This window comes from Streptomyces sp. NPDC090106 (assembly GCF_044747265.1).
GTDB lineage: Bacteria > Actinomycetota > Actinomycetes > Streptomycetales > Streptomycetaceae > Streptomyces.
This window is the reverse complement of record NZ_JBIVDS010000020.1, coordinates 14,928-41,047: the sequence shown is the minus strand read 5'-3', so window position 1 is coordinate 41,047 and position 26,120 is coordinate 14,928. Positions and strand designations below refer to the sequence as shown.

20 protein-coding genes are annotated in these 26,120 nt (G+C 75.2%); 4 read left to right on the top strand and 16 right to left on the bottom strand.

The window, feature by feature from the left end:
- Positions 1-208: 208 nt before the first annotated feature.
- The 15 genes from ACIPSE_RS42490 to ACIPSE_RS42420 all read right to left on the bottom strand — a co-directional run bounded on the left by ACIPSE_RS42490 (position 209) and on the right by ACIPSE_RS42420 (position 19,139).
- Positions 209-1,471 carry an AAA family ATPase gene (locus tag ACIPSE_RS42490; protein ID WP_401674363.1) on the bottom strand — a complete coding sequence of 421 codons (1,263 nt, stop codon included), beginning with the start codon at positions 1,469-1,471 and terminating at the stop codon, positions 209-211.
- Between the two features lie 52 nt (positions 1,472-1,523).
- Positions 1,524-2,903, bottom strand: coding sequence for a hypothetical protein (locus ACIPSE_RS42485; protein ID WP_401674361.1), 1,380 nt, complete (start codon positions 2,901-2,903; stop codon positions 1,524-1,526).
- 175 nt (positions 2,904-3,078) lie between these two features.
- Positions 3,079-6,210, bottom strand: a complete 3,132-nt coding sequence (locus ACIPSE_RS42480) for a hypothetical protein (protein WP_401674358.1) — start codon at positions 6,208-6,210, stop codon at positions 3,079-3,081.
- A gap of 241 nt (positions 6,211-6,451) precedes the next feature.
- Positions 6,452-8,221 (bottom strand): hypothetical protein, encoded by a 1,770-nt coding sequence (locus tag ACIPSE_RS42475; RefSeq protein ID WP_401674356.1) that lies wholly within the window; start codon positions 8,219-8,221, stop codon positions 6,452-6,454.
- Entirely contained in the window at positions 8,218-8,922 is a 705-nt protein-coding gene (locus ACIPSE_RS42470; protein WP_401674353.1) for a hypothetical protein, read from the bottom strand. The genes ACIPSE_RS42475 and ACIPSE_RS42470 overlap by 4 nt, the downstream gene beginning before the upstream one ends.
- Positions 8,919-9,209, bottom strand: a complete 291-nt coding sequence (locus tag ACIPSE_RS42465) for a hypothetical protein (RefSeq protein WP_401674351.1) — start codon at positions 9,207-9,209, stop codon at positions 8,919-8,921. The genes ACIPSE_RS42470 and ACIPSE_RS42465 overlap by 4 nt, the downstream gene beginning before the upstream one ends.
- 3 nt (positions 9,210-9,212) lie before the next feature.
- Positions 9,213-10,022 (bottom strand): hypothetical protein, encoded by an 810-nt coding sequence (locus ACIPSE_RS42460; protein WP_401674348.1) that lies wholly within the window; start codon positions 10,020-10,022, stop codon positions 9,213-9,215.
- Positions 10,023-10,076: 54 nt separating this feature from the next.
- Complete coding sequence (locus tag ACIPSE_RS42455; RefSeq protein ID WP_401674346.1) at positions 10,077-11,234, bottom strand: AAA family ATPase; 1,158 nt, start codon at positions 11,232-11,234, stop codon at positions 10,077-10,079.
- Positions 11,231-13,108 carry an ATP-binding protein gene (locus ACIPSE_RS42450; protein ID WP_401674344.1) on the bottom strand — a complete coding sequence of 626 codons (1,878 nt, stop codon included), beginning with the start codon at positions 13,106-13,108 and terminating at the stop codon, positions 11,231-11,233. The genes ACIPSE_RS42455 and ACIPSE_RS42450 overlap by 4 nt, the downstream gene beginning before the upstream one ends.
- Positions 13,105-14,007 (bottom strand): hypothetical protein, encoded by a 903-nt coding sequence (locus tag ACIPSE_RS42445; RefSeq protein ID WP_401674342.1) that lies wholly within the window; start codon positions 14,005-14,007, stop codon positions 13,105-13,107. The genes ACIPSE_RS42450 and ACIPSE_RS42445 overlap by 4 nt, the downstream gene beginning before the upstream one ends.
- On the bottom strand, positions 13,955-14,992 hold the full coding sequence (locus tag ACIPSE_RS42440) for a JAB N-terminal domain-containing protein (protein WP_401674339.1): 1,038 nt from the start codon (positions 14,990-14,992) through the stop codon (positions 13,955-13,957). Before ACIPSE_RS42440 ends, ACIPSE_RS42445 begins: the two co-directional genes overlap by 53 nt.
- Positions 14,982-16,451, bottom strand: coding sequence for an effector-associated domain EAD1-containing protein (locus ACIPSE_RS42435; protein ID WP_401674338.1), 1,470 nt, complete (start codon positions 16,449-16,451; stop codon positions 14,982-14,984). Before ACIPSE_RS42435 ends, ACIPSE_RS42440 begins: the two co-directional genes overlap by 11 nt.
- Positions 16,448-17,539 carry a HesA/MoeB/ThiF family protein gene (locus ACIPSE_RS42430; RefSeq protein ID WP_401674336.1) on the bottom strand — a complete coding sequence of 364 codons (1,092 nt, stop codon included), beginning with the start codon at positions 17,537-17,539 and terminating at the stop codon, positions 16,448-16,450. The genes ACIPSE_RS42435 and ACIPSE_RS42430 overlap by 4 nt, the downstream gene beginning before the upstream one ends.
- Entirely contained in the window at positions 17,536-18,282 is a 747-nt protein-coding gene (locus ACIPSE_RS42425) for a hypothetical protein (protein WP_401674334.1), read from the bottom strand. Before ACIPSE_RS42425 ends, ACIPSE_RS42430 begins: the two co-directional genes overlap by 4 nt.
- Positions 18,279-19,139, bottom strand: coding sequence for an effector-associated domain EAD1-containing protein (locus tag ACIPSE_RS42420; RefSeq protein ID WP_401674332.1), 861 nt, complete (start codon positions 19,137-19,139; stop codon positions 18,279-18,281). Before ACIPSE_RS42420 ends, ACIPSE_RS42425 begins: the two co-directional genes overlap by 4 nt.
- 230 nt (positions 19,140-19,369) lie before the next feature.
- On the opposite strand from ACIPSE_RS42420, the gene ACIPSE_RS42415 reads away from it, so the two are divergent.
- The 4 genes from ACIPSE_RS42415 to ACIPSE_RS42400 are packed head-to-tail and all read left to right on the top strand — an operon-like array spanning position 19,370 to position 25,167.
- The gene (locus tag ACIPSE_RS42415) at positions 19,370-21,499 is read left to right on the top strand and encodes a hypothetical protein (RefSeq protein WP_401674329.1); all 2,130 of its coding nucleotides are present in this window, start codon (positions 19,370-19,372) and stop codon (positions 21,497-21,499) included.
- Positions 21,496-23,322: a hypothetical protein gene (locus tag ACIPSE_RS42410; RefSeq protein WP_401674327.1), complete on the top strand. Its 1,827-nt coding sequence runs from the start codon at positions 21,496-21,498 to the stop codon at positions 23,320-23,322. The genes ACIPSE_RS42415 and ACIPSE_RS42410 overlap by 4 nt, the downstream gene beginning before the upstream one ends.
- A 10-nt stretch (positions 23,323-23,332) precedes the next feature.
- Positions 23,333-24,589: a hypothetical protein gene (locus ACIPSE_RS42405; protein WP_401674325.1), complete on the top strand. Its 1,257-nt coding sequence runs from the start codon at positions 23,333-23,335 to the stop codon at positions 24,587-24,589.
- Positions 24,586-25,167 carry a hypothetical protein gene (locus ACIPSE_RS42400; protein ID WP_401674322.1) on the top strand — a complete coding sequence of 194 codons (582 nt, stop codon included), beginning with the start codon at positions 24,586-24,588 and terminating at the stop codon, positions 25,165-25,167. Before ACIPSE_RS42405 ends, ACIPSE_RS42400 begins: the two co-directional genes overlap by 4 nt.
- 10 nt (positions 25,168-25,177) lie before the next feature.
- On the opposite strand, the gene ACIPSE_RS42395 is transcribed toward ACIPSE_RS42400, so the two are convergent.
- Complete coding sequence (locus ACIPSE_RS42395; RefSeq protein ID WP_401674320.1) at positions 25,178-26,071, bottom strand: formylglycine-generating enzyme family protein; 894 nt, start codon at positions 26,069-26,071, stop codon at positions 25,178-25,180.
- Positions 26,072-26,120 lie beyond the last annotated feature (49 nt).

Here is a 26,120-nt window from a genome sequence, read left to right as displayed (position 1 = left end):
GGCGGCCGGCGGGCCCGGGGCCGCGCGCTGTCCGCGGGACCGCCTGGGAGGGTGCCGTTTGTGGTGCTACCTGGGAGGGCGCTGTCCGCGGGACCACCGGGGAGGGCGCCGTTTGCGGAGCCACCTGGGAGGGCGCCGTCCGCGGTGTCACCCGGGAGGGCTTCGGCGCCGCTCGTGGGGTGCTCCGTGCGCGGGCCGTCGGCGCTCGTCATCGCGTCACCTTCTGTCCCGGGCCGGCCGTGGCGCCCGCCACCGAGCGGTCCGCGCGTTCGGCGAGGCCGATGATCCCGGCCAGGCGCTCCACCGACGCCGGCACCTCCCACGCGTCGCGCCGCAGCCCGGCCAGCGCCTTCGCCGGACCCACCAGCAGATCGGGGGAGCCCGTCTCCAGCGCCCGGACCAGCACGGCCCAGGCCGCCTCCCAGCGTTCGGCGCTCGGCCGTGCCCCGATGGCGGCCACCACCCCCTCCAGCGCGGCCTGCCGCAGATCGCCCCGCTGAGGCAGCTCGGCGAGCGGCGGGTCGGCCAGCAGCGCCTCCGGGTCCGGAAGGTCCAACCGGTCCAGGTGGGCGAGGAGTTCGAGGCCCGGACCGTCCCCCACGGCACCGCGCACCAGGAGCGCCAGCACCTCCCGGGACACGGACGCCGCCGTACCGAAGGCCAGCAGCGTCAGCGCCGCCTCCCAGCTGCGGGGCGAGGGCCAGGCCCCACCGCGCCGGGTCTCGGTGCTGGGCAGCCGGTGGATCAGCGTGGGCCGCGCGTCCAGGAAGCCGCACACCACGCGCCGGGCGAACGCCACCGCGTCCGCGAGCCGTTCGGGTGCGAGGCGGGGCAGCTCGGCGCGGGGCCAGACCCCGCCGAGGCCGCGCACCACCACCTCACGGTCGTGCACCCAGTGCAGGTGCACGAACCGGTTGGCCAGCGGCGGGCTCAGCTCCCACCCGTCCGCCGCCGAGGCACGCGGGTTGGCGGCGGCCACGATCCGTACGCCCGGCGGCAGTCGCAGCGCGCCGACCCGCCGTTCCAGCACGACCCGCAGCAGCGCGGCCTGCACCGCCGGGGTGGCGGTGGACAGTTCGTCGAGGAAGAGCAGGCCCCGCCCGGCCCGTACGAGGTCCACGGCCCACTGCGGCGGTGCCATCGGCACGCCCTGGGTCGCCGGGTCGTCGCCGACGATCGGCAGTCCGGAGAAGTCGGACGGTTCATGGACGGAGGCGATCACGGTCGTGAGCGGCAGACCGAGCGAGGCGGCGAGCTGGGTCAGTGCCGCCGTCTTGCCGATGCCCGGCTCGCCCCACAGCAGCACGGGCAGATCGGCGGCCACGGCCAGGGTGAGCGCTTCGAGCTGTTCGTCGGGGCGGGGCTCGGTGGTTGTCGTCCGCAGCAGGGTCAAGAGACCGTCCGCTACGGCGAGTTGCGTGTCCGTGACGGTGTCGGTCGTCGATTCGGGCATGAGCGCGCTGGAGATCATGGGCATCACCTTGGGAGGTAGGAGAGGGAAGAAGGAGGGGGAGTGCGGCGCGTCAGCGGAACTGGCCGGTGCGGTGCCGGCCTCGCAGCTCCCGCTTGCGGCGCATCGGCACGGGGGTCCCGCGGTCGAGGCGGGGCCGGACGCCGGGCGTCGTGCGGTCCGGGTCGAGGGCGTCGCCGGCGCCGGGGTGTTCGGCGACGAGTCCGGAGCGGAACAGACCGTGGTCGATCCGACCGGCCACGGCCGCCTCCAGCTCCTCCCGCAGCGGCCCGTCCCGCAGCACCGCCGCGGGACCGAGCAGTCCCTCGACCGCGGCCAGCGCCCCCGTCACATCACCGTGGGCGAGCCGCTCCCGGACGGCCGGGAGCGCCTCCGGGGTGCGGTGCGCCGCGTCGATCGCCCGCAGGCAGGGCAGCGGAGGACCGCCGAACGCCACCAGCAGTTCCTCGCGGCGCAGTTGGACCGCGTCATGGTCGACCGCGGTCAGCACACCGTCCCGCAGCGCGATCCGGTGCACCTCGCCCCGGCACTCCACCCGGTGCGGATCACCAGGAGTGTCATCGAGGGGTTCGGGCGGTGTGCCGTACCCCGGGAGCGCGGCGGCGACGAGCGGATGCAGCCGTTCGCGCGCCAGCAACCCGGCCCGCAGCAGCTCCAGATCGGGCAGCGTCCGGGCCGCCGCCTCCGGCAGCACCGGCAGTTCCGCGATCCGCTGGGCGGGCAGCGTCTCCCGCAGCGGCCGGCACACCGGGGCGTGGCTGTCGTCGGGCGCGGTGAGTTCCAGCACCGCGTGGCGCCGCGCGCCCAAGCGCACGGTGAACGCCCCGCGCGGCGCCTTCCCCTCGGCCCGCAGCAGCAACTCGGCCTCGGCGGCCCAGCGTTGCCGGGCCCACGGGGTCTCGTCGCCGCCACAGCGCCCCGCCAGGTCCCCGCTCCGCCCGGCGTCCCACAGATGCCGGTGCAGGTCGAGCCGGAAGCGCCGGTCGGGGTGCGGGTGCGGGTGATGCCTCGGGGCGCCTTGGCCGGACGCGTCCCACAGGGCCAGCGACATCCGCTGCCCGGCGTCCGCCCAGGCCGGCGGTGTCCGCACCACGAGGTTCAGCGAACTACCGTAGCGCGCGAGGGAGATGGTGAGGCCGGGCCGCAGCCGCCCGTCGGGGGCGATCCGGGGCATGTGCCAGCGCAGCAGATCAGGCGCCAGCCGGCGCAGATCGGCCTTGAGGCGGCAGAACAGTTCGGTGCCGTGGCGTTCACGCACGGCGCGCAGATCGAGATCGACGTCGACACGGGCGGCGGCACAGGCCCCGGCCCAGTCACCGACCGCACGCCGGGCGGTCGCGGTCTCGATCATGGACGGTGGCACGGCGTACTCGCGCACGCGCTGCCACAGGGAGAGGCGGGTCGGAATGCTCTTCGCGAAGTGAGATGCCATCAGCACTCACCGGTCGCGAGAGATTCCCCCCATCCGGAACAGGAGGAGTGAGTCATCGGCGGCATCATAGGCACGGAGTCGGTGATCTGTCAGTCGGGATTCTCTCCCCGGGTTCTCCGGGTTCTCCGGGTTCCCCGGGTTCCTCGGGTTCCCCGGCTCCCGCCTCCCCTCGACCTCACAGCCGTTCAAGGAGCTGCGTCAGCACGCGCCGCAGCTCCTCGGCGGTCGGTTCCGGGGCCAGCACCCAGGAGTCCGGGCCCGTCGTCGGCACCGGCCGGTGCGGGTAGTGCACGCGAAGGGTCAGCGCGTCCGGCAGCGGCAGGGGCGGTTCGTGGACATGGGTGAGCAGCAGGGTGCGGGGCGCGCCGGAGTCGACGGCGGTCAGGTTCCGTGCCGCCTCCCGGGCCAGCGCCGCCGCCCGTGCCGGGTCGGCGGGTTCGGGCATCACCGGCGTCCACAGCCGCCGCAGGTCCGCCGGTGACGTCAGCCGGGCCGGCGTATCGCGGCCGTCCAGCCGTACCAGGGCCAGCGCGCGGCCGGCCTCCAGGAGCGCCGTCGCGAGGAGGTGCGCGCACAGCCGCAGACAACTGCCCACCTGGCCCTGGGCGGCGGCCCCCGTGTCCAGGACGAGGACGGCGTCCCGCTCGGTCCACGGCAGACGGCCGCGCCGGGTCCGGTACAGCAGGGCGTCCTGGGCCCACAGGGCGTTCAACAGGTCCGGGGGGAGCGCCAGTTGGCCGGGGACGAGCCGGTCCGGCGGGCCGTGGCGGGCCCAGCCCGCGGGGGCGCCCGCGGTGGCGGGGCCCTGGACGTCGTCGCCCAGTGGCACGGGCAGCCGGGAGGGCAGGTCCGGCAGCCGGGCGGCGGCCTGCGCGGCCGAGGCCCACGGGGTGTCCGCGAGGCGCAGCGGCAGCGCCGGATCCTGGCAGACCGCGTCCGGCCCCAACAGGGCCAGCAGGGGCAGGAGTTCGCCTTGCACGCGGTTCAGGGCGGCGTCCAGCGCGTCCGCCGGGACGGACGGCTTCTCCGGCTGTTCGCCACTGCCTCCGAGCCCCCACTCCAGGGTCGTCCGCAGCTCCTGGAGGGGCACGCCGGGCGGCGGCGCGTACCGGGGGTCGGGCGGCAGCCGGGACGCGACGACCGCGGTCAGCGCCGGATGCGCGGAGCGCGGCCAGCCGAGGTCCCGCAGGGCCCGGGCGGCCCGGCCGCCGTGGACGAGGCGGCGGCCGGGGCGGGCGTCGGGCCGCAGCAGCGCGGAGAGGTCCGCGAGCGCGTCCAGCGGCACGGCCGCGTCGACCGCGGCGGCCATCGTGCCCAACTCGGCCAGGTACTCGGGGGATTCGGGCAGCGGCGGGCCCGGTTCGGTGGCCTCGCCGGAGGTGAGGACGTCCCACAGGAGGGTGCGTCCGCCGCTGTACGTCGTCGCCAGTCGCCGTCCGTCGAAGGACCAGCGCACGGACCACACATGGCCGGGCACCGGCCCGTCGGGTTCCAGGGTCATCGCGACGGTGCCCCGGGTCACGTCCCACACCTCGACCTGGGTGGTGCCCGGGCCGGGGCCCGGCGCGGCGAGCAGCGAGCCGTCCGGGGACCAGGCCAGCGCCGGTGCCCAGCCGGGCCCGCCGGGGGTGCCGAACTCCCGTTGCAGCCGCCAGGTGAGCGTCGACCACACCGTCAGCGGCCCCTGCCCGGCGAGGGGCGCGGCGGCGAGGCGGCTGCCGTCCGGGGACCAGGCGACCCGGGCGGTGAACCCGCCGGACGGCAGCTCCAGACGCCCGGCCCGCACCTGCCGTGCCATGTCCCACAGCTGCACCCCTCCCCGGGTGCCGGCCGCGAGCATCGCCCCGTCCGGCGACCAGTCGGGGCGCCCGACCCCCTCGGCCAGGTACAGGCTGCGGTGCTTGCGGAGGGGGGTGCCGCGCGGGTCGAGCGTGTGGACGTACAGGTGGGTCGGGCCGGGGCCCGGCTCGGGGACCGCGAGCACGGCGGTGCCCTCGGCGGGGGCCGGACACCAGGCGGGGGCCTGCCCGCCGGCGAGCACGGACCGGGTCTCGCCGGTGTCGGCGTCGAGCACGCTCAGCCCGGTGCGCCCCTCGCGGGAGGCGCAGGCGAGCAGCCCGGCTCCGGCGCAGAGTTCCAGGTCGTGGGCGCCGCCCGGGCCGGTGGCCGCGCCCGCCGACCACTCGGTGCCCGTCCCGCCGGGGACGCGGGCCGCGAGGGTGCCCGGTTCGGTCTCCAGGACGTACCGGCCCTCGCGCGACCAGGCGCCGGACGGGGCCCACAGTCCGTCGCCGCCGTCGTGCAGCAGGGCCGGGCCGGCGATCCGGGGCGCCCGGTCCCGCAGCGACGGCAGGGCGCGGCCCACGGACCGGCACATCGCCGCGGCCCAACTGCGCAGCAGCACACCGACCCGCCGCCCGGCCGGGTACGGCGCCGCGTCCGGCAGCTCCCACAGCTCCGGGCCGGTCCGGCCGGTGAACAGCAGGCGGCCGGTCGGCGAGACGCTCAGGCCGCGCGCCGACGTCACCCGCGCGGGCAGATGCGCCACCGGTTCCAGGGTCCGGTCCAGGACGAGCAGCGTCTCCTGGTCGGTGGCGGCCACCAGGAACCGTCCGGTGCGGCTGAATCCCAGCCCGACCACGGCACCCGGCAGTGGCGCGTCCGCCAGGGGGCGGCCCATCGCCCGGTCGACCAGGTGGAGGCCGGAGGTGTCGGCGAAGGCGAGCGCGTCCCGGTCCGGGGACCAGGCGACGGCGGTGATGCCGGTGCGGCTGGTGCAGGGCGCGAAGTCCATGCGGACCGGGGAGACGTTCCACAGCTGGAGCGCGGTGGGTGTGGCCAGACACAGCTGACGGCCCTGCGGGTCCCAGGCCGGTGCGACCACCGGGTCCGGCAGCATCGGCAGCGTGGCCGAGGTGAGGGTGCCGCGGTGGTGGAGCTGCACCCAGTCGCCGACGCAGGCCACCCACAGCCCGTCCGGCGACACCGCGAGGGTGTGCGCGCCGGTCGGCGCCGGGAAGCCGTCGTCGGCCCGGACGCCGCTGTCACCGTCGTACACCTCCACGCGGCCGTCCCGCAGGACGAACACCTCGCCGCCGTCCGGGCCCCACGCCACGTCCTGCGGCGGCCCCTCGCCGGGCGTCGACCACAGCACCCGGCCGGTGTCGTCACGGCAGGTCAAGGCGGCCTCCGCGAGCTGGAGGAACGCGGTGCCGTCCCGGGAGAGCCCCGCGCCCGGCTCCGCGCCGGTCAGCGCGAGAAGCCGGCGCGGGAGGGAGGGAGCCGCGATGCCGGTGTCGGCGGTCACTCGGCCTCCGCCCTCTCCGGTGGAGTCGGTTCGCACAGCCCGGTCGCCGTCCGCGGGGAAGGGGCGCCGGGGGAGGGAGGGCGCCGGGGTACCGGGTCGGGTGTCACTGCTGTTCCGCTTGGCGTGGCGCCGCCTGTTCCCGCTCCCGCGTCGCCTCGCGTGGCGCTGCTCGCTCCCGCTCCGCCCCGCGCGGCGCTGCTCGTCCTCACGACCGCTCGCTCCCGCCCCGCGCTGCCCGCCGTCACTCCTCCTCCGCCCCCTCCAGTGCCGCCCGTTCGAAGAGGCGGGCCGCTTCCAGCAGGTCGCCCGCCGTGCGGAACGCCTCCGCCGCGCCTTCGCGGTCGCCGAGGGCCCGCAGGCGGGTGGCGCGCTCCAGGGCCTCGCCGGGGTCGTGCGGGGAGGGGGCGTCCGGGGTGGGCGGGGGCCGGTCGGTGCCGGCCAGCGCGGAGAGCGCGTCGAGGAGTTCACGGCCGGCGGCGGAGAGCCCCGCCGACACCTCGACCGGCTCCGGCGGCGCCCACAGCGTCCACAGCGGCACCATCGGGTCGAGCGTGAAGCGGTGCCGTCCGCCGTGCCAGCAGACCACCGCGGAGAGGCCGTCGAGGGCGAAGAGCCGGGCGCGGGCGGCGGGCGGCAGGGGCGGGGCGAGGGCGTGCCCCGACTCCAGGAACAGGCTGCCGGGACCGATGCGCCGCAACGGCACCCCGAACGGCAGGTCCCGGGCCAACCCGACCGGTTCCAGGAGCAGATGGTGGCCGGGACCCGGCAGCAGGAACCCCGTCTCGCCGAGCGGGCGGCCCGGCAAGTAGCGCCTCAGCAGGGGAAGTTCGTCGTCGGTCAGCAGGACCGCGTCGATCGCGGGGTCCGCGACGGGGTCCGCGACGACCCGTACCTCGACCGACGGCATCCTCGCCTCGTCGGGCAGACGCCAGTTCGCCGGGTCCGGTTCGCGGGCCACGCCCGCCAGTTCGGCGGACAGCGGCGCCGCCGCCCCGAGCGGGTCCAGGCGCAGCGGCGGCCACTCCTCCCGGTCCCCGACCAGCCACAACTCCCCCTCGGGCACAGGGGAGTGGAGCAGCTCGTCGGCCACGGGAGGACACAGCCGTACGTCGAGCAGGAGCCGTTCGCAGGCCGCCACCGGTCGGCAGACCGCCGTGCGGGGGAGCGCGGCGAGGGCCACGGTCAGGGCGGGCGGGACCGTCTCGGGCGCGGTCAGCCGCAGCAGGGTCGTGTCGACGTCGGTGCCGTGATCGTCGTCCAGACGGCGCACGCGCACCACGAGCGTCTCGACCTCCACGCCGAAGGCGAGCGCCTGCCGGGCCACGGACGACTGGAGTTGAGGCACCGTCAGGACCATGAGGGTGCGCAGCCCGGTCCCGTCGGGCGGGGACAACGGGAGCCGGGAGACCAGGTCGACGACGGTGAGACGGGGCCAGGACAGCACCTCGGTCACCTGGGCGGGTTCCCCGCCGAGCACGCCGTGCGGCAGGACCGGGCGGGGCTCGCCGCCGTGCAGGGCCAGCAGTTCGGCGCCGACCGCCGCGCCGATGTCGCTCAGCAGCCACACCGCCGCGTCACCGGGTTCCGCGTGGCAGCTCCACTCGCCCGCGCCCGACCGGTGCAGCGCCTCGATCGCGCCGAGCACCCGGTGCGCCACCGTGAACCGGGCGGCGACCCGCCACTCCACGACCGGCGGCGCGGTGTACGGGACGGGCGGCAGCGGAGCCGGCCGCTCCTCCTCGTCGGGCTTGCGGGCCGGGCGCACCGTGAAGCGGACGCCGTGGTCGTGGGAGGCGCCCGTCTGCCGGGGCGGGCGGGCCGCCGAGTGCGTCGGCGCCGGCGGGGACGGGGGAGCGGCCGGCACCGGAGCGGCGGCGGGCGGGGGAGCACCGCGCGGCGCCGGGCGGGCCACGAACGGGGCCTGCGGGGCGGCCGTCGCGGTGCCCTCGTTCTCCGAGGTGATCCGGTTGAGGAGGCGGCGCAGCGGGTTCTCGGGGCGGTCCACGCTCATGGCCCTCCCACCCCGTCGGGGGCGGACTCCACCGGCGGTCCCGACGGCAGCCAGGCCGCCGAGCCGAGGCGGTCGGTGGCCCACTCACGCCACCGGTTCAGCACATCGCCGCCGCCCTGACCGTCGTACGCCGCCCGGAACAGCCGGGCGCCCCAGTCGTAGCGCTCGACCCGGTCGGCGGCCTCGACGCCCCAGTCCAGGGTGAGACGGCGTTCGGTGCGGGCGGCCAGCGTGGGCAGGCGGGCCTCGACGCGCGGGAACAGGTCGAGCAGCGGACCCGCCGGGCCGCCGCCGAGCCGGTCGGCGAGGGCGCGGGCCAGCTGCAGCCGCAGCATCTGGGGTCCCTTGCCGACGCCGCTGCCCGGGTCGCGGCTCGCGACGGCCAGCAGGCCCCGCGCCGAGGGGATGTCACCGGCGAGCAGCAGCTCCCAGGCCGCCTCCAGCCTGCGGCCCCGCTCCTGCCAGCAGCGGGCGGCGAGCTCGGGGCGCCCCAGCAGCCGGTAGCAGCGGGCGGCCTGCTCGGGGTGGCCGGCCTGCCGGTAGGTGCGCGCCGCGTGCTCCAGCTCCCCGGCGCGCTGGTAGGCGTCCGCCGCCGACCACTGCCAGCCCAGCAGGTCGTAGCAGCGGGCGGCCTCGGTGTGCGCCTGGGCCTCGGAGTAGCAGCGCGCGGCCTTCAGCAGCAGCCGGGTGCGGCGGTTCACGCCGTCTCCTGCTCACCCGGCTCGGCGGCCTCGGCGTCCTCCTCCTGGCCGGACGGGCCGGACGACGGGGTCTGCGGTGCCGGATCGTGCCGCAGGCGCGGCGGCTCCTCCAGCGGCGTGACCTCCTCGACGTCCGGTCTGCGCGCCAGGACCGCGCCCAGCTCGGCGCTGATCCGGTCGTGCTCCGCGTCGTGCCGGGGCCCGGAGCCCTCGCCGATGTCGTCGACCTGGAACACCTCGACCTCTCCGGTGTCCGTGTTGAACCGGAACCGCACCCGCACCCGCATCGGTCAGTTCTCCGTCCCGCCGAAGTCGATCTCGAACTCGATGTCGATGCCGCCGTCGGACTCCTCCTGCCGGATGCCGGTGGCACCGTGCTGCCGGGCGAACTCCAGCAGGGCCCGCTGGTAGGCCGTGGCCAGCACGCCGTTGACGGCACGCAGTCCGTCCTCGCCCAGCCGGGCGATGCGTTCGCGGTTGCGGCCGTCCAGGTCCGCCCTGACCCGCTCGCGCTCCTCGGCGAGCCGGGCCCGCGCGTCGTCGTCGGCGGCCCGCCGCAGCCGTTCCTCGGCGGCGGCGGCGGCCGACGACTGCTCGCGTCCCGCCTGTTCCCGCAGCCGGTCCGTGAGCTGCCGCGCCCGGTCCACGGCGTCGGCCTCGGCGACCGCCCGCGCCTCCCGCTCGGCGACCTCACGGGTGCGGCCCGCGAACCCGTCGGCGTAGTAGCGGCCCACACCGCTGCCGGTCGCCTCTTCGCGGACCGTGCCGCGCAGCGTCTCGGCGGCGTGGCCCTCGACGGTGACCTGGTCCTCCAGCCGGGCGGTGACGACGAGTTCACCGGTTCCCGGGTCGTAGCGGACCCGTCCGTCGGGCAGGGGCAGCACATGGCCGCCGTTCTCGGCGTGCCAGCCGTCGGCGGTGCCGAGCGTGCGTTCGAAGATCTGACGGGTGGCCTGCCCGAGGGTGCCGCCGAAGGGATGGCGCACCTCCAGTTCGCTGACCACGGAGTCGCTGGCCCGAGCGCTGCGCTCCAGGGCCAGTTCCCACGCCTCGACGACTTCCCTGGTGGCCTCGACGCGGACCCTGCGCGGATTGCACATAGAGCTGGTTTCCCCCTGATTCCGCGGCCGGGCGCTCGCGCCCGGACGTGTGCGTCAGCCCTGGTCCAGCAAGGCCAGAGTGCTGTCGATGATACTCGTGAGCTCCCTCTCACCCTCCCTGTTGCCCGGAACCGCACGCCGCAACTCAAGGCGCAGTGTGTTGAGTTGACGCAGGGTGTGCTCGACGGCCGCGGGCGGCGAACCCGGCCCCACCTGGCGTGCGACGATCCGCGCCTCCGCGAGCAGGCGCGTTGCCGTTCGGGCGGGTTCGTCGGGGTCGTCCCCCGGCCCTCCGGTGCGACGGCGTACCGCCTCCTGTACCACCGGAGCGTGCGCCGGGTCCGACCAGAAGTGCTCCAGCGGCCACAGGTCGGCGGTCGCCGCCCGCACCTGCTCGGAGCGGAGCGCGGCGGCGGCGACCAGCCGCAGCCCCCGGATGATCCGCCGGTCGGACAACGTCACCCCCTGGCCGAGGAGTTCGCGGATCAGGTCGGCGTACTCCGGGAGCACGCCGCCCAGTTCGACGTGGGCGAGCTGACGACCGAGCCGCTCCAGGGCGGGCGCGTCGATCCACGCGTGGTCCTCCCCGGCGGCGGACGTGCTCCGGGACAGCGCCGACCCCTTCTCCAGCAGCTCGTCCAGCCGGCTCGACGCCACCGGCGGGATCGTCAGCCGCAGCATGAACCGGTCCGCGAAGGCCAGCAGCGACGGGTCCTGCGGCAGGCTGTTGGCGGCGCCGACGAGCGTGACGAGCGGCACGGTCTCCACGTCGTGGCCGTTGTGGAAGACCCGCTCGTTCATCACCGTCAGCAGGGTGTTGAGGATCGGGCTGCCGCTCTGGAAGATCTCGTCGAGGAACGCCACCTGCGCGCGCGGCAGCATCCCCTCGGTGCGGAAGCGGTACTGGTCGCCGCTCTGGAACGCGGGCACGTCCACCGGCCCGAACAGCTCGGCCGGTTCGGTGAACCGGGTCAGCAGCCGCACGAACGGGCGCCCGCCGAGACCCGCCGCGAACCGGCTCACCAGGTCCGTCTTCCCGGTGCCCGGCGGGCCGAGCAGCAGCACGTGCTCATGGGCGAGGACCGCGACCTCCAGCAGGTCCAGGGCGAGCCGCCGCCCCACGAAATGCTGCTCGACACTGCGGCCGAGGGCTTTGAGACGCCGTACGGCGCCCAGGTCGTCGGCGCTCCAGGTGGGCGTCGCGGTCGTCATCGGCGCTCCGAGATCATTTCCAGGCGCCCCTGCTGAAGGCGGCCCACCAGCCAGCCCAGTTGGCGCGCGTCGGGTTCGATGCCGTGCATGTGCCGGCCGACGAACGCGTCCCGCATCAGGGAGCGCAGCTCGTCGCCGTTGCGGCCGTTGGTGGCGTCCGCGATCAGCTCCAGCACCTCGTCGTCCAGGGAGATGTGGTAGCGGCCCGCGTGATGGCGCAGGATCGCCCGCCGCGCGGTCACGTCGGGCAGGGAGATGGCGATGGAGCGGAACCGGCTCGGCCGCAGCAGCGCCTTGTCGATGATGTCGATGCGGTTCGTGGTGCCGATGACCAGCATCGGCACCTCCGGGCGGAAGCCGTCCATCTCCGTGAGGATCTGCGCGACCACGCTGTTCCCGGCCCGGCTGCCCCCGTCGGGGCGGCTGCTGCGCTCCATCGTGATCGCGTCGATCTCGTCGAAGACGATCACCGAGGGGGCGCTGCGCCGCGCGGACGCGAAGATCTCCCGGACCTTGCGCTCGCTCTCGCCGACGTACATGTCGGTGACCTCGGGCCCGGACACCACCTGGATGGTGGCGTTCATGCCGTTGGCGATGGCCTTGGCGAACAGGGTCTTACCGGTGCCGGGCGGGCCGTAGAAGATGATGCCGCGCGGGACGAGTTCGGAGCGGACCTCCTCCATGTCGTCGGGCAGGCTCTGCGCGCCGCTGATGATGGCGAGGGTCTGCCGGATCTCGTCCTTGACCTCGTCGTAGCCGCCGATGTCGCCCAGGGTGACGTTGGGGACCTCGAAGTGGGAGGACTGCTGGGCCTTGAAGGTCAGCAGGGTCTCCCGCAGGTCCTGGAGGGTGGCCCGCTGGGGCTGGTCGCGGTGCTTCTCGAAGGCGTACCGCATGGCCTGCCGCAGCCGTACCGGGTTCATGCCGGCGACGTGCTTGTAGAACTCCTTCGGCTTGAACCCCTGGAACGCGTCGGCCTCCTCCCGGGTGACCAGCGCGGCGCCCAGCAGCGTCTCCTCCGACTCCGGGGTGCGCACCTTGGGCGGCAGACCGCTGAGGGTGACCCGGGCGCTGAAGCGTTCGGCGAGGACGTCGGGCAGCGGCAGCGTCGGGTCGGCGAACGCGAGGACGAGCTGGTCGGGGAAGGCGTACAGCAGCTCGACCAGTTCCCGCGCCTCGGCGTGCCGCCCCAGGTCGGCGCTGCCCGCCAGCAGGTCGAGATGGGTGAGGACGATGACGTCGCCCTCCTTCAGCTCCTCCAGCTGGGTGCGGAGCCGGGCCAGCCGCCGCTGGCGCAGGTTCATCGACGCGCCCGACATGTCGGCGACCGGATCGTCGGAACGCCGGTCGCCGTTCTCGTCCTGGGAGTCGTCGTCCAGGCGGATCGCCCGGCAGCCCGCGAGGGTGACCATCTCCTCCCACAGATGGGTGACGATGAGCTTCTCGCTGATCACCAGGACGGGCAGCCGGCTGCGCAGCAGGGACGCGACCCGCTCGATGTGCGGGTAGTAGGCGAGCCGGACGGCCTCGGCGTCGGTGATCCGGTCCGGATGGACGACCGGTTCACCGTCGGCGGGGGCCTCCACCCCGGGCGGGTGCGCTGGCGGGGGAGGCGCCGGGGGAGGCGGCTCCTTGACCAGTGAGGGAACACCGGGCGGCGCGAACAGCGCGGTCCCCGGCGGGAGTTCGGCCCGCAGGAAGATCTCCGGACCGAACTCCGACCAGGGCCAGTCGAGCAGTTCGGCGTCGAGCGCGTCCAGCAGCCACACCTCGCACGAGGCGAGCACCTCGCGCAGCGGCCGGTCGCCCGCCGCGCCCCGCAGGTCCATCCGGTCGCCGTGGCCCGCGGCGGCCAGGCGCAGGGGTCGGCTCATCGGTCGAGCACCTCGCGCAGCCCCTCGAACTCCCGCACCCGGCCGTAGAACCGGTGCAGTGCCACGCCCGTGCGGTAGTCGCGCAGCAGTGCGCGGCTCCGCAGTTCCTCCGGATGGCGCCGGGCCAGCACCGCGAGCGGCTCCCACCAGTCGAGCGTGGCCCGCGCCCACCGCCCCCGCTCGTCGTCGTCCAGCAGCCGGGCGGGACTGTCCCGCACCAGCCGGCGTACGTCGTCGGTGTGTTCGCGGTACCGGTCGCGATGGCGCAGCAGCGCCGTCTCGTACACCTCGTACACGACTGTTCTCTCCCCCGGGGTGAAACGGAACCGGCGCAGCAGCGCCGCACGGTGGCGGGCGGCCTCGGGCGACGGCGGCGGTGCGGCGAGCGCCGCGACGGCCGTGCGTCTGCCCTCGGCGTGGTCGACGAGCCGGTCGAAGAGCTGCCCGCAGCGCTCCTCGGTCCCGGGTGGCGGACGGTCGAACAGCGCGGTGAGCGGAGAGGCCCGCAGCAGCCCCGTGCGCAGCCCGGGATCGAGCGGGGCCGTCGCCAGCGCCCGCGCGACCAGGGCGTGCCGGGCCAGCAGATCGCGCACCGTGCCCGTTCCGGCGACCGCTCCCGCCGCCTGGAGCGCCCGCTCGGGATCGTCCCGCAGTGCCAGGGCGGCGGCGATCAGCAGCGGCTCCGGGCCCGCCGGACCCGGGTCGCCGAGCGGCGGGTCCGACAGGTGCAGCCGGGCCGCGGTGACCCGGGCCAGCCGCTCCAGCAGGACGACGGGGTCCGCGCCGCCGCTCGCGGTCCCGGCCGGGGTGGTCGGGGGCGGCGGGTCCGCGCCGCCCGGGGCGGGTTCACTTGTGGCCCAGTGAAGGATGCGCACTACGGTGGCTGTCAGCGTCGTCATCGAGGTTCCGGATCGGGCAGGGGGCCATCCAGTCGTCGGAGGAGGCGTAACAGGTCAGCACCCGCCGCCGTGAGGTCAGGTTGATCAGGGCGGCCACCTGCCAGGGGCGCCGGAAGGTGTCCCGGTGCAGATCGATGTCGGTGCGGGACAGACCGATCGTGCGCTCCGTCTGGAACAGATGCGTGTGGTACCAGCCGACGAGCTGACGGTCCCCGAGCAGACCGCTCATCGCCCGGAACGAGTCCCCGGTGAACGTGAAGTGCATCAACGAGGCCCCCGAGTGCTCGGCGGGCAGCACCTCGTCGACGATCACCGCGTGCCGCCCCGGATCGTCCGCCCGCCGGAAGGCCCGGCCCACCAGGAAGCCGCCCTCCTCGATCTCCGTGGACAGCTCCATGTCCATCAGATGGCGCTGCACCCCGGCGCCCAGCAGCACCGCCACGGGCACCTCGGGGTCGGTGAGCGTCACCCCGTACTCCGCGAGGTCCAGCAGCGGGATCTCCGGTTCGGCCGCCGGGCGGATGCCGAACGGCAGGCGGGCCGAGCGCGAGACGTCGATGTCGTCCGTGCCGTCCACCACCGGGGGCAGCCGCTGCGGGGAGTCCCCGTCGCCGCCGTCCTCGGACGAGGGCAGCCCCGCGATCCGGAACGCCCACCGGCGCTCCTCGGGGGCGAGTTCGCGGGCCATCCGGGCGAGCACCGGACCGACGAGCGAGTTCACGGAGTAGGGCTTCTGGTAGACCACGCGTCCCTCCATATGGATCGCGACATGGATGTACCCGAAGTCGGCACGGAGATTGGTGAGTTCGAGGTCCCCGTCGTACGTCTCGGGGCCGGGGTCGTTGCGCAGCATCAGTACGAAACGCGGGTTCCCCCGGAAGGGGGCCGTCTCCGCCGCGAAGGCCGGGCGCAGCAGGGCGATCAGCGGCTCGGTGCGCACCAGTTGCCGCGACTCGCCCTGGTAGAGCTCGACGTCAAGTGCCATCGGCCACCCCGTCCGTACGCGCTATCCGCAGGGCGCCCACGCGCAGCGCGCCGTCGTCGGGAGGCGGGGCCGGCACCGGCGGCTTGCCCCCGATGGCCTGGATCATGGCCGCACCTTCCTCGGTCCGCGCCCAATGTGCCGCGATCGGGTTGAAATAGTCCGTGATCTCGTAGGAACGATACCCAGCCATGTCCACGAGCATCTGGCACAGCTGCCCGAAGTCCAGCGTGGGACGCCAGTTGTGCGCCAGTGCGCCCAGGCAGACCGCCCCCTCCGCCTCCGGGTACTGCGGGTCCGGGCCCTTGATGTTCGGGTGGAAGATCGGGCTCAGCCAGAACACGGCCGGGGCGATCAACGGGAAGTCCGGGCCCAGCAGGACCAGCAGATTGTGCTTGTCCTGCACCTCGGGGCGCGGCGCGCTGTTCACGCCCTGTCCGTCCGGGACCCTCAGCCCCGGGCCGCGGAAGCGGATCTCGTAGTCGGTCGGGAACTCCGGGTCGTCGGTGTCGACGATCTCGAAGTCCTCGTGCTGGTCCGCGTAGCGCTGCATCTCCTCCCGGACCCGGATGATCGCCTGCATCCTCAACTGGACGTGCCCGGCGGTCGCCTCGGGGTACACGTTGAGCGTCTCGCCCTCGCGCACGCCCTCGTTGTGCAGGGACTGCGCCGGGTCCAGCCGGCGGAAACTCCCGTCCGGCTGCTGGTGGTCGACCACGGTCCGCGGACGGCGCCCCATCCGGCCCTCGTAGTGCGCCAGGACGGCCGCGGCGATGTCCCGCACCGGGGTGATCGACGGGACGCCCGCCAGGTCGTAGGGCTGCTGGTCGGGGCCGTTGACCCGCAACGCCTCCAGCAGATAGGGGCGGTGGTCGTACACCTCCTGGAGGACCTCCAGGTCCGGCGGCGCGCCCGCCGCCACCAGCCGCCCGCGCAGGTCGTCGATCTGCTCCGGCGCCAGCTCGAACGTCAGGGACAGCGCGATCTGCCCGACCTGCGCGCCCTCGCCCTGACTGACGAAGTACAGCTCGGCACGCGGGTCCAGCCGCCGGACCTCCTCGATGAACGAGGCGTGGTGCGTGCTGCACACGAACACCAGCGTGGGATACGTCCGCGGCTCGGCCGGCTGCGGCGCGGGCGCGGGACCCGACGGCAGCGGCGCCGGTCCGTGGCGCTCCGCGCGCGCCGGCTGCGGCGGCTCGGTGACCGGCTCCAGCGCCTCGACGGAGTCCCGGAAGGTGGGGTTGCCCGGATACTCGTTGCGCACCGCGCGGGCCAGCCGCGCCTCGCCGTCCTCCAGCACGCCCGCGTCGATCAGCCGGCGCACCTCGGACCAGTAGAACCGGGCCGCCAACTCCGTGGACGGCAGGCGCCCTTCGCGGAATCCGATCGACCGCAGGATGATCTCGCCCTCCTGCGGGGTGATCACCCGCTCCAGCTCGTTGTACAGCTCGTCCCTCACAGGACACCCTCCGTTGTCGCGCGCCGCCGCCCGGACGGTCCGCCTCGCGGGTCGCGCGGGTCGCTCGCTCCGTCGTCCAACTCGACGTACCGCAGGCCCGATCCGTCCCGCCGGGCCACCGGCAGTACTTCGCGTGGCGCCACCCCCAGCTCGCTCAGCCGCGCCGAGGCGGGCGCGGACCGCAGCCGGGAGGTGACGGCGCGCACCGGCGCCCGCCGCCCGACCGGCCTGCTGAAGCCTGCCCAGGTGAGCGGCTCTTCGTGCACGCCCACGTGGTCCAGCAGCCGCGCCACCGTCGCCTCCCGGTCCAGCGGCAGCACCGGCACCTCGGCGGGCAGCCGCTCGTGCAGCGGACACTCCGCCTCGGGCACCTCCCGCGACGGCCCCCCGGACAGCGGTACGGCGAGCCCCGCGGCGTCGATCCGCAACGGCTCGCCCGGCACGGACAGCCCGAGCAGCAGCCGTACGGCGAGGTTCGCCAGCCACGCGCCGACCAGCGCGGACACCGGCGCCGAGGCGCCCGCCGCAGCGGCCGGGTCGGGCGCCGCGCACGACCACGGGTCGTCCTGCACGGCCCGTTCGGCCGGCAGCAGACCGCACGCCCAGCAGCGGCCCCCGGGCGGATACCAGGCGACCTCGCCGCCCCACGCGTGCGTGCCGCCGTCCAGCATCCCCGTCCCGGCGAGCGTGCACCGCCCGGCCAGCGCGATCCGGGCCGCCCTGCTGTCCAGCGCGCTCACCACCAGATCCGCGTCGCGCAGTTCGGCCAGACCCGCGCCGGAGACGTGCGGTGCCTCGCGGGCGTCGACGGCCGTGCCCGGGGCGAGAGCGGAGAGCGCCTCGGCGACCACCCGCGCCTTGGGCCGCCCCACGTCCGCCGGGCGGAACAGGGGGCAGCGGCTGAGGTTGCTGACGGCGACCGTGTCCGGGTCGCACACCACGAGACGGCCCACCCCGGCGAGCGCCAGCGTCTGCGCCAGCGTGTTGCCGAGCGCGCCGGCGCCCGCCAGGACCACCGTCGCCCCGGCGAGCCGCTTCTGGTCCCAGCCCGGGATCAGGGCGTGCCGCGCGAAGCGGTCCCCGCTCACCGGCTGTCCCGCAGCGCGTTGAGCATCAGACAGGGCACGCCCGGATGCTGCGCCTTCCAGTCGTCGTAGCAGACCAGACCGTGGTCCGGGTCGCGGTGCACGGCGCTCGCGCAGTTCGGCGCGTCCGGCGAGCAGGTGCAGTGGATGACCACCTCGTCCGGCCGGAAGGTGTGCCCGCACACCCAGCACCGGTGCCGCGAGGGCGCCCCGCCGCCCGGCCCCGGATGCACCCGCAGCAGGTCGTGGCCGCGGCGCAGCCGCACCGTGCCCAGGTCGGAGGGGGGCGGGTTCGCCTCGTCGAGACCCGCGTGGAAGAGCTCGGCCGCCGCCGAGGAGGCCGCGTCCGCCCCGGCGTGGAGACAGTCCAGCCGCCGGCTGTGGTGCTTGAGGACGACCCCGGGCCCGCTCTCCGCCCGCTCGATGGAGATCTGCTCGCCGAGCCGGAAGGAGTGATGGCAGACCGGACACGTCGTCCCCGCCGAGCCCAGCTGGCGCAGCAACTGCGAGGTGACGACGGTGACCTCCTCGCCCGGCTCGCCGTCCGCCACCGGCCCGTCCGTCGCCTCGCGCCGACCGCCCGCCTGCCCCAGCAGGAAGTCGTACGCCGCCGGACTCGGCCCGCCCGCGGCGGCCTCCTGGGCCTCCTCGGCCCGCTCCCGCTCCTGGCTGCGCCGGCGCCGTTCCGCCACGTCCACACCGCGCGGGACATGGACGCTGACCGGGCGGCCCCGCTGCTCCGTCATACCGCGCCGCCCTCCCGCACCCGCACCTCGCGCCGGAGGTCCGGCAGGCCGGGGCGGGTCAGCCCCACGCCCGCCCGGCCCTGCTTGAAGGCGCTCTCCCAGGACTCGCCGAGGGAGAGGGCCGCGTAGTAGTCCCGGCAGAAGGCCAGCGCGTCACCGTCCTCCAGCCGCTCGGCGCAGCCGATGACCTCGCCCGTGTACGGGGCGATCGCCTCCAGGTAGCGGCCCAGGTGGCAGGCGTTGAGGACGACGACCCGGACGCCGCCCACCGCCTCCAGCACCCCGGCCAGCGCCTTCGCGGAGACCGGGGCGGCCGAGCCGTCGTCGGCCTCCAGGAGCAGCTCGCCCCGCGCGGAGCCGTGGCCGCCGAAGTGCAGGACGTCCGGCCGGTGTTCGGTGAGCGCCGGGATCACGTCACGGGGGCGGGTCGCCGCCGACACCTCGACGCGCAGCGCACGGGCCCGGCCCCGGCGGGCGGCCTCCTGGATCGTGCGGTGCTCCTCGCGGAGCTGGAGCCGCGACGCCCGCGCGGGACCCGCGAGCAGGCACAGCACCGTCACCTCGTCCTCCGGGGCCGCGTCACCGGACGACCCGCGCAGCACCGCGTTGCCCGGGAACTCCCTCCGGGCCGCCGCCAGCAACTCCTCCAGGGTGAACGGGAACGCCCCGTGCTCGATGGTCAGACAGATCCGGAACCAGCGGTTCGCCGGGGCCTGCGTCCCCGCGGGCGGCAGCCGGGACATGTCCGCGCCCAGCCGCCGCAGCAGCATCTCGGTCCGGTCGGCGTCGGCGTACAGCTCGGCCAGTTCCCGCAGCACCCCGTCACGCTGGAGTCCGGCCGTCGTCAGTCCCGCCATGGATACCCCTGCCCCCGTAGTGGTCACTCGACTGTAGCGGCCCCCGCAGCCCCACCGACTGGGCTTTCCCCAACGGGAACTGATCAACCGTCAGAGTGCGTCGGGGGAATCGTGAACACCTGGTGCACTCATTCTGATGCTCTGCCGGAAGGCGGGTCCGGGTGGGCGACATTCTGTGATAGTTGGTGTTCAGGGGAGCAGGACGGGTCCAACGGGGAGGAGACACGGGGGTGGTGGAGTTCCGGGGACGACGGCCCGGCTCCGGAGACGGGGAGGACGCCGTCTTCGGCCTGGAGGAAGTGACCGGGGACGACGCCCGGTTCGAGTCACCGCCCTACCGGGTGCGCCGGTACCGCAGGGCACCGGGACGGCATCCCGTCATGGTGCAGGAGGCGGTGGGGCCCGACGCCGAACGGCGCATGCGCCACCACTTCGACCTCTTCGGCGCACTCGCCGACTTCCACGGCCCGCACCTGCCACGGCAGTTGGCCCACGTCCTCGCCTACGACGACACCGAGCGACCGCACCGCCTCCTCGTCGACTGCCGCGGCACCCGGCTGTGCGACCTCGACTCACCCGACCTGCTGCACGGGCCGATGCTGCGCACCGTCGTGCAGGACCTGTTCGAGGCGCTCGCCGGACTGCACGAACCCCGCCTGGTGCACGGCCGGATCAGCCCCGAACACCTGTGGTGGGACGAGGCCGAGGGACTCCAGCTGGCCGGACTCGACGGCGCGGTGTACGCGACCGAACCCCTGCCGGAGCGGCCCGCCGGCCCCTGGGACGGACGCGGCTTCCGGCCCGGACTGCCGGCCGCCGCCGACCAGGACGTGACCAGCGCCGCCCTCGTGGCCTTCTGGATGGCCACCGGCGAGACCCTCCCGCGCGGCGCCTCCCACGAACACGTCCACGCCCAGCTCGGACAGGGCCACGAGGAGTGGCTCCAGGACCTGCTGCGCGCGGCGTTCCCGCTCGGCTCCGCGGTCTCCCCGCCCGCCCGGGAACTCGTACGGCGGCTCGCCGAGGGCGGCGGGCCGCAGCTCCCCTTCGAACGGCCCCTCGCCGAACGGGCCCGGGAGCGCGAGGCCCTCGCCCGCCAGGAGTTCCGCGCCCTGCGCGCCCGGCAGCGCACCGGTGCCGCGGGCCTGCGGGCGAGCCGGTTCGTGCCCGCCGCGGTACGGCGCCCCGGCTGGTGGCGCCGCGCGGCCGTGCGGCTCGGCCTGATCGACCTGCGCCCCCAGGCCGCCCGCGGCCCTGTCGAGTGCCCCATGTGCCTGAGCGGCCTGGACTGGGGCACCGCCGAACGCGTCGTCCTCGACGAGTCCCGGGGCGGCCTGGTCGCCGAGTCGGAGCTGCCCCCGGTCAGCGGCCCCGCCCGGACCGCCCAACTGGCCCGCACCTACGTCGTCTGCCCCGGCAACGACGACGTCCCCCGGCACGAACTGCCCTACCGCTACCCGACGTTCGACACCGAACCCCTGCGCATCGGACTCGTCGGCGCCTCCACCACCGGCAAGTCCCACCTGCTGGCCGCGATGATCGACCAGGCCCGCAAGTCGACCGTGATGGGCCGCTACGGACTGCGCGTCGAGGCCCTGGACCCGCAGCGCTACCACCGCTACCTCAGCGAGGTCGTCACCCCGTTCATCGACGGCCGCCAGGAACTGCCCGCGACCGCCGACCGCCCCGAACTGCGCTACTCCACCGGCCTCATCGTCACCGACGAGCACTCCGGCCGCTCGCACAGCGTCGTCTTCTTCGACGTCGCCGGCGGCCGGCTGGAACGCACCGGACGCGAATCCGACTTCCTCAACCGGCTCGGCGCCCTGCTCTGCGTCGTCGACCCCACCCGTGTGCCCGGCCTGACCGCGCGCGGCGGCACCCTCGGCCGCGACCCCGCCTTCGAGCACGTCCGCCAGCGCCTGCGGCTCCAGCAGGGCGACCCCTCCGTCCCCTTCCTGCCGCTGCCCTGCGCCCTGGTGGTCACCAAGTCCGACCTGCTGCGCTTCCGCGGCTACCGCGAGATCGACGGCTGGCTGCACGAGAAACCGGACGCCGAGGGCGACCTGGCCACCGTCGAACGGGAGAGCGAGGACGTCTACGCCTTCCTCGGCGCCCGCGGCGGCGGCGACTGGCTCCAGCTCGCCGGGGAGTGCCAGGGCTCCACCCTGCACCTCGCCTCCGCGACCGGCACCGGCCCCCGGGACCCGGGCGACCAGGCGGCGGCCCGCCGCTTCGACGAGGCCCTGTTCCGCCAGCACCGGGTGCTGCGGCCCCTGCTGGCCCTGCTCGCGATGAAGGGCGTCATGACCGGCCCCGCGGCGGACGCCCTGCTGCGCGGCAGAGGTCACGGCACATGACCGTGCCCGCGCGGAACGGGCCCCGCGCCGACATCACCGTCTACCGCTGGTCGGAACGCTCCCTGACCGGACGCGGCGACGTCGGCCCGGTCGCCAGCTCCCTGGAGCGCGCGGACCTCCTGCGCTGGAACAGCCGGATCGAGCACCTGGTGTGGGCCACCCAGGAACACCCCGGCGACACCGCGCCCGGCTTCGTCTACCTGCGGCACGACAACGAGGCTGCCCTCCTGCGCAAGCTGCCCGTCCGCGACCCGCACGGCCGCGCGGGCTCCACCCTCACCCACGTCCTGACCGGCCCGGCGAACGGGGTCGACCTCGCCCTCGCGCTCGCCGCCTGCCGCAGCGACTGGGACAGCTGGCTGCCCCCGCAGGTCCTGGAGGACGCCCTGCGCGACGGCCCCGACTCCGCGGAACGGGTGCAACGCGTCCCGCTGGACCGGCTGCGCGCCCTGCTCCTGGAGGAGGAACACCTCCTCGACGCCCTCGACGAGGCCGCCGCCGGCATCCCCGACGACCTGCTCGTCCGGCTCGCCGAGACGCTCATGGAACGGCCCGGTGCACCCCTCACGGTCGTCGGTTCGCCGGTCGACGGGGAGGCGGTCGTGCACGCCCTGGCCGGGCTGCTGGGCCGGGTGGTGCTCAGCAGCTGGACCTTCGCCACCCGCGAGGAGAACGACGGCGCCAAGGACCTGCCCCAGTTCGTGTTCGTCCGGGGCGACGGCAACGGCACCCTCCAGTCGGCCCGCCACCGTGTCGACGTCCGCGCCGACCCCGGCCCGCCCGGGCCCCTGCACGACGACGCGACCCGCCTGCTCGCCCTGCACCGGCGGCGCGGCACGAGCGCGCTCAGCCGCCTCGCCCCCGACCGGCCGATGGCCAGCGCGGCCAAGGTCCGCGAGTGGGCCGCCGGCCACCAGGTCGCGCCCGGCCTGATGAGCGACGTCACGAGCCTGCTGGAGGAGGCACCGCAGGGGGAGCTGACGCAGAAGGAGGACGCGTACCTCAGCAGCAGGACGGCGGTGCCCCGGGTACGCCTCGAACTGGAGCGCATGAACTCCGGACAGCTGGCCCGGCTCGTCGCCCTCTGGCGCCCCGACACCCTCGAACTCCAGCGCTACCGGCACCTGCGGGCCGAGATCCACGTCCGCGCCCTGCACCGCTGCTTCGACCTCGGCAGCCCGGACCTCGCCCGCGAACTGGCCGTCACCCCGCCCACGGGCGCCGTCGTACGGCGGGTGTTCGAGGAGCGGCTGGAGAGCGCCGTGAACCGGCACCTCCCCTTCGACGTGCCGCCCCTGCTGTCGACCGCCCGCCAGATCGGCATCTCCGGCGCGGACCTCGACGACTGGATGAAGGCCCTCGTGGAACGGCTCACCATGGCCGACACGCTCAAGGAGGTCGACCGGATCAGCCGCGTCGCCCCCGAACAGGCCCGCGCCCTGCTGGAGAACAGCGCCGACAGCCGTGGCTCCCGGGGCCGTTCCGACCCCTTCGACGTCCTGCGCCGCACCCGGTTCCTCGCCGAGGCCGTCGACCGCATGGCCCCCCACGACCCCTGGCGGGCGGTGCATCTGTACCGGCTGATCCTGCTCGGCACGGTGGGGGACCGGACCGGTCAGCGCGAGGTGCTGGAGGCCCTGGACGCCGCGGGGCCCCGGCCGTCGCCCGCCCTGCTGCGCGCGCTCGTCGACAGCTGCCGGGGCGGCAAGGCGCAGGACACCGTGCACGCCGCCGTCGTCCAGCAGTACTTCCACGACCATCTGCCCGCCCGGCCGCAGGACGGACACCGCCGCGGCCCGCACGACCACGGTCCCAGGGACTGAGGGGGAGATCTTGACCAGGGGGAATCAGGAGAACAAGGCGGCGGCCGGCGCGCCGCCGGCACCCGAACCGTCCGCGGCGCTGCGCGAGGCCGCGACCGAACTGGCCCGGCTGGCCGAGGACTGCCCGAGCCCCGGGCGCTCGGTCCTGGGCTGGATCGCCGACGACGCCCGGGACGGCGGCCGGGCCCTGTCCGGCGTCAACCTGCTGCACGCCTACCCGCCCGACGTCCTCGTCCCCGACGGCGAGCCGCGCCGCGGCGCGCTCATGGCGGCCGTCTCCACCGGGCGGGACGCCGCCGTGTTCCTGCCGATCGTGCTGACCTGGCTGTCGCTGTGGTTCGCGTTCCAGGACTTCGGGGACGCCGGGGAGGGCACCAACTTCCTGAAGCTGTGGGCCTCCGGGTTCGGCGGGACCGCCGTCCTGCTCGTGGTCCTCCTCATCGCGGCCGTCGTCGTCGCCACCGTGTGGCTGCAACGCCTGGAGTGGACCGCCGAACGCACCGCCTCCCGGGAACGGCTGCGCGGCCAGGTGTCCGGACAACTCGCCGTCCTCACCATGGAGTTGTCCAAGTACGCCGTGCTGGAGGCGCAGGCCGTGCCGGCCGGTCAGCTCGTCGGCATCGCCCGGGACATCACTCGCAGCACGGCCGAACTGTCCCGCACCCTGTCCGACAGCGCCGACCGCATGGAGAAGATCTTCGATCCGGGACCCGACGGCAGTGTCGTCGCGGCCCTCGACAAGTGGACGCGCTCCGCCGGTGAGTTGAGCGAGATGGGCCGCTCCCTGACGGTGCCGCACCAACTCCTGCGCGACTTCTCGCGGATGCGCGACGAACTGCGCGGCGACGAACAGGCCACCCGGGAGTCGCTCGCGGCCCTGCTCACCGAACTCCGCAAGGCCGCGGGCAGCTCCCAGCAGGCCAACCGGGTGCACGCCACCGTCGCCGACGAGGTCTCCGAGACCACCCGACGGGTCGGCGAGGCGATGGGCGTCCTCAACGACAACAGCGAACGCATGTACTTCTACATGGACGCCCTGGAACGCGTCCTCGCCTTCCTCCAGCACGGCGGCGGCCCCGGCGACGGCCCCGGACCCGACCCGATGTCCAACTCCCGGGGCCCGTTCCCCACCGGCCCGTACAACGGCAACGGCAACGGTCACCCGGCCGCCCCGACCCCGCCCGCCCCGCCCGGGACCGGCGGCACCGCCGCTCCGCCGCCGCCTCGCCGCCCCAGCGACTCCTGGTACGGCGAGGAGCAGCGGTGAGGCGCCGCCCCGCGGGCCTGGGCATCGCCCCGCGCCACCTCGCGGGCTGGCTCTTCGCCGACCTCTTCCTCGTCCTGTTCCTCGTCGTGCTCGGCATGGTCGCCTCCGACGGCACCAACGCGTCCGGCACGGCCGGCCACCGTTCCCCGACCCCCACCCCGACACCCCCGACCACCGCACCGCCCCCGTCCCCCACCCCGAAGGGACCCACGGGCCTGGACCCCAAACGCCACACCATCGCCGTGACCCTCTCCGGCGGCGCGACCGGTCGCGCCGCCGGAAAGGGCGGCCTGAGCGCCGGGGACCGCAAGAGGATCGTGGCGGCCGTCGACCAGGAGATGCGCGCGAGCGCCAAGGGCCGCCGCATCGGCATGGTCATCACCTTCGGCATCGCGCCCCAGGCCCAGCTGGGCGCCGCCACCGATCTCGCCGAGGACGTCAACGCCACCCTCAAGTCCCGGCGCCCGCAAGCCTTCTGCGGCGGCAACGTGGGCACCCGGCCGTTCTGGGGCGGCGGACCGGCGGACCACGTGGAGATAGAGCTCTACTACATCAACGCGTGCGAGGACGGCCGTTAGGCAGCCGGGCTCACCCCGCGCAGCGGAACCCCGTGTGGCCGCTGGACGAGTCCGGGGTGTTCGCGCTTCTGGCGGCCACGCGGTAGCGGTTGCAGTACGAGCGGTGGCACAGGTACGAGCCGCCGCGGATGACCCGTGACGCCTCCGTGCGGTCCCACGGGTCGGCGCACCACTCCCACACATTGCCGGAGACGTTGTACAGCCCGAAGCCGTTGGGTTCGAAGGCGGTCACGGGGGCGGTGCCCCGGTGGCCGTCGGCGGCCGTGTTCCTCGTCGGGAAGGTGCCCCGCCAGATGTTGCAGCGGAACGCACCGCCGGGGTCGAGTTCGTCGCCCCACGGGTAGCGCTTCTGCTCCAGGCCGCCGCGGGCCGCGTACTCCCACTCCGCCTCCGTGGGCAGCCGCCGGCCCGCCCAGGCCGCGTAGGCCGCCGCGTCGTGCCACGACACGTGCACGACGGGATGGTCCGCCCGGTCGGCGACCGAACTCCCGGGCCCCTCCGGCATGTTCCACGCCGCGCCGGCGACCGCGCACCACCACGGCGTCTGCTCGGGACGCGGCGCGCCCCGGCGCAGCGCGGCGGGCAGGAACCCGGCGAAGACGTACGACCAGTCCAGCCGCTCGGCGTCGGTGACGTACCCGGTGTCGTCGACGAACGCCGCGAACCGTTCGTTGGTCACCGCGTACGCGTCGATACGGAACGGCTCGACCCGTACCGTCCGCACCGGCCCCTCTCCGTCGGCCGGGAAGCCCTGCGCGTCCTCGGCGCCCATGAGGAACGCGCCGCCGGGCAGCGCCACCGTCCCGTCGTCGCCGACCGGCGTCCGGGCCGGCGGCACCGCGATCCGCGGCAGGTCCACGGCACCGGAGGAGGGCGCGCAGCAGGGCGAGGGGGAGTCGTGCATGGTCGGCGAGCCTACGCCGCCTCCCTGTGCCGAGGGCCGGGGCCGGCGA

Bases quoted from the DNA above. Each gene is read 5' to 3' on its own strand.
- ACIPSE_RS42490 (WP_401674363.1), bottom strand. From the start codon at position 1,471: ATGATCTCCAGCGCGCTCATGCCCGAATCGACGACCGACACCGTCACG.
- ACIPSE_RS42485 (WP_401674361.1), bottom strand. From the start codon at position 2,903: ATGGCATCTCACTTCGCGAAGAGCATTCCGACCCGCCTCTCCCTGTGG.
- ACIPSE_RS42475 (WP_401674356.1), bottom strand. From the start codon at position 8,221: ATGAGCGTGGACCGCCCCGAGAACCCGCTGCGCCGCCTCCTCAACCGG.
- ACIPSE_RS42465 (WP_401674351.1), bottom strand. From the start codon at position 9,209: ATGCGGGTGCGGGTGCGGTTCCGGTTCAACACGGACACCGGAGAGGTC.
- ACIPSE_RS42460 (WP_401674348.1), bottom strand. From the start codon at position 10,022: ATGTGCAATCCGCGCAGGGTCCGCGTCGAGGCCACCAGGGAAGTCGTC.
- ACIPSE_RS42455 (WP_401674346.1), bottom strand. From the start codon at position 11,234: ATGACGACCGCGACGCCCACCTGGAGCGCCGACGACCTGGGCGCCGTA.
- ACIPSE_RS42450 (WP_401674344.1), bottom strand. From the start codon at position 13,108: ATGAGCCGACCCCTGCGCCTGGCCGCCGCGGGCCACGGCGACCGGATG.
- ACIPSE_RS42445 (WP_401674342.1), bottom strand. From the start codon at position 14,007: ATGACGACGCTGACAGCCACCGTAGTGCGCATCCTTCACTGGGCCACA.
- ACIPSE_RS42440 (WP_401674339.1), bottom strand. From the start codon at position 14,992: ATGGCACTTGACGTCGAGCTCTACCAGGGCGAGTCGCGGCAACTGGTG.
- ACIPSE_RS42425 (WP_401674334.1), bottom strand. From the start codon at position 18,282: ATGACGGAGCAGCGGGGCCGCCCGGTCAGCGTCCATGTCCCGCGCGGT.
- ACIPSE_RS42420 (WP_401674332.1), bottom strand. From the start codon at position 19,139: ATGGCGGGACTGACGACGGCCGGACTCCAGCGTGACGGGGTGCTGCGG.
- ACIPSE_RS42410 (WP_401674327.1), top strand. From the start codon at position 21,496: ATGACCGTGCCCGCGCGGAACGGGCCCCGCGCCGACATCACCGTCTAC.
- ACIPSE_RS42395 (WP_401674320.1), bottom strand. From the start codon at position 26,071: ATGCACGACTCCCCCTCGCCCTGCTGCGCGCCCTCCTCCGGTGCCGTG.